This is a genomic window from Salinicola sp. (assembly GCF_982684285.1).
In genome coordinates this window covers 1-2717 of the sequence record NZ_CEXLVS010000371.1, presented here as the reverse complement: position 1 = coordinate 2717, position 2717 = coordinate 1, and the positions used below count along the sequence as shown (strand labels likewise).

General features: G+C 66.8%; 3 protein-coding genes. 1 reads left to right on the top strand and 2 read right to left on the bottom strand.

Annotated elements, in window-relative coordinates; translation table 11 throughout:
- The first annotated feature begins 420 nt into the window (after positions 1-420).
- The gene (locus tag AC3AYF_RS19980) at positions 421-1614 is read left to right on the top strand and encodes an NAD(P)/FAD-dependent oxidoreductase (RefSeq protein WP_487780262.1); all 1194 of its coding nucleotides are present in this window, start codon (positions 421-423) and stop codon (positions 1612-1614) included.
- A 101-nt stretch (positions 1615-1715) separates the two neighbouring features.
- On the opposite strand, the gene AC3AYF_RS19975 is transcribed toward AC3AYF_RS19980, so the two are convergent.
- Positions 1716-1949: a hypothetical protein gene (locus AC3AYF_RS19975; RefSeq protein ID WP_149434532.1), complete on the bottom strand. Its 234-nt coding sequence runs from the start codon at positions 1947-1949 to the stop codon at positions 1716-1718.
- A 174-nt stretch (positions 1950-2123) separates the two neighbouring features.
- Positions 2124-2717, bottom strand: a 594-nt coding sequence (locus tag AC3AYF_RS19970) for an FAD-dependent oxidoreductase (protein ID WP_487780261.1), incomplete at its 5' end; no start/stop codon positions are given.

Genomic DNA, 2717 nt, shown 5'->3' with positions numbered 1-2717 from the left:
GCACGGTGGAGCCTAACATCGCCACGGCGTGCTGAATGCCCATCAGCAACGTCTGCGCCGGCGGCAGCGTCTCGTCGGGCGCGACCAGACCTTGGTGACGGGCGGCATCGACGCGCCGCCAGCGGGGAAACCAGGATGACATCGGGTTTGTTCTCCAGAGCAGCGGCCGGGGGCGCCGGGGGCGCCGGCGGCGTTCGACCGCGCGAAAGCGATTGTTGTCGGCGTGGCCGGCGAAGCGACGGCCCGACGCGCATTCTAACGTCAGCGCCGACCGGATGCTTCCCGCCATCGCACCTTGGCATGGAGCGCCGCGAGTGGACTACGCTGACACCATCGTCCCAAGGAGCCGGGCGAGAACACCGAACGACCCCATCGGGGCGGTGACGCCCCTTCAACCTCGAGGCATGCCAGGGAGTGGATATGCAACGCTACGACTATCTGATCGTCGGCGCCGGCATGGTTGCCGCCAACGCCGTACAAGGCATTCGCGAGCGTGACGCCGATGGCACCATCGGCATCCTCGGTGCCGAGCCCAACGGGCCGGTCACCCGGCCGGCACTCTCGAAAAAGCTCTGGACCGATCCCGAATTCGGCTACGACAAGATCTGGATGCAGCCGGAGCAGCATGCCGCCACGACGCTGCACACCGACACCCGGGTCACCGCCATCGATCGCCAGCGCCGGACCGTGACCACGGACGGCGGCGATACCTACGGCTATGGCAAGCTGTTGCTGGCCACCGGCGGTGCGCCAGTGACGCTCGACCTGCCCCGGAGCGAGCGCGTGCGCTATTTCCGCACCGTCGAGGACTACGACTGCCTGCGCAGGCTCGCCGCCCAGGGGCTGCATGTCGCCGTCGTCGGCGGCAGCTACATCGGCACGGAACTGGCCGCGGCGCTGATCCAGAACGGCTGCCGGGTCACCTTGATCCATCCCGAGGACGTGCTGGGCGGCGCCCTGTTTCCGCCCAGCGTCGCCGATCGCTTCCACCGGGCTTACCTCGATGCAGGCGTCACGCTGCTGGGCGGACGCAAGGTCAGCGGCGGGCGCGAGGCGGATGGCAAGGTCACGCTCGCGCTGGACGACGGGGCCAGCCTGGAAGCGGATGCGGCGGTGTTCGGACTGGGTGTCGAGCCCTGCGTGGCGCTGGCCGAGGAGGCAGGCCTCGCAACCGACGGCGGGATTCTCGTCGACGACCGCCTGACAACCGCCGACGCCGCGATCTTCGCCGCCGGCGATGTCGCGACCTATCCGGACCGGATCCTCGGTCGCTGGCATGCCGAACACGTCGACAACGCCAACCGGATGGGCCAGACGGTCGGACGCATCATGGCGGGCAGCGACGAGACCTACGACCACACGCCCTACTTCTACTCCAACGTCTTCGACTTCGCCTGGAAAGCGGTGGGCCGCATGGACAGCTCGCTGGAGATCGTCGAGGATCCGGGCCCCCAGCCGGACCAGGGAATCTACTACTATCTCGATGACGGACGGGTGGTCGGCGTACTGCTGCTCAACGTGGATGCCGACCGACTCGACGAGGCGCGGGAGGTGCTGGCAGACAAGGCACCGCAGCGGGCCGAGACCCTGGTCGGGCGCATTGCGATGTCATGACACCGCGGTGGCACCTCGGACCGACAAAAAGCGCCAGCAGTGATGCTGGCGCTTTTTCTCGATGCGGCCACTGCTCCGGGCCGATTTCACCAGCGTGAAACTCACTCCGGCAGGCGTGACACCAGAATATTGGCACGCCGCTCGATCTCCTCGAGCATCCCGGCGCACTCGTCCGACATGCCGCTGTCCCGGAGCTTGGCCAGGGAAAACAGTGCCTTGAGCTGCCCACTGATCATGATGGCCTGATGGCCGCCGTCCTGATCCAGCACATGATCTTCCAGCGCTCGCAGATGGGTGTTTGCCTGGTCGAGAATGTTGCGTTCAAGCCTGATCATGATGTGACCTTCTGAGAATTGCGGTTCGTGACGAGCGCGCCACTGTAAAGACTCTCACGACGTTATACCACCGCTGAAGGTGACGGCCGGCGCTGCCGGCCGGCCCCGGCTCCGCAGGCGGCCCGGGGCACTGCACCTTGAGACAGTCCAGACTGCATCTTGAGAAAGTCCAGACTACACCTTGAGAAAGTCCAGGATGCCCTCCGCCGCCTGGCGCCCCTCGTAGACCGCCGTCACCACCAAGTCGGAGCCACGCACCATGTCACCGCCGGCGAACACCCTTTCGTTGCTGGTCTGATAGGCGAAGCGCTCCATCTGCGCCGGGATCTCCGGCGCCAGCACCCGGCCGCGCTCGTCGATCTCGATCTGGTGCGTGTCGAACCACTCTATCTCGCTGGGCTGGAAGCCGAAGGCGATGACCACCGCATCGCAGGCCAGGATCTCCTCCGAGCCCGGCACCACTTCCGCACTGCGCCGGCCCTTGTCGTCCGGCTCGCCCATGCGGGTGCGCACCAGCTTGACGCCCTCGACCTTGCCTTCACCGACGATCGCCACCGGCTGGCGATTGAACAGGAACTCGACCCCCTCCTCGCGGGCGTTGGCCACCTCTCGCTTGGAGCCGGGCATGTTCTCCTCGTCCCGGCGATAGGCACAGGTCACGCTGGTCGCGCCCTGGCGGATCGAGGTGCGGTTGCAGTCCATCGCGGTATCGCCACCGCCGAGCACGACGACGCGCCTGTCCTGCATCGAGACGTAGTCGGCCGGATC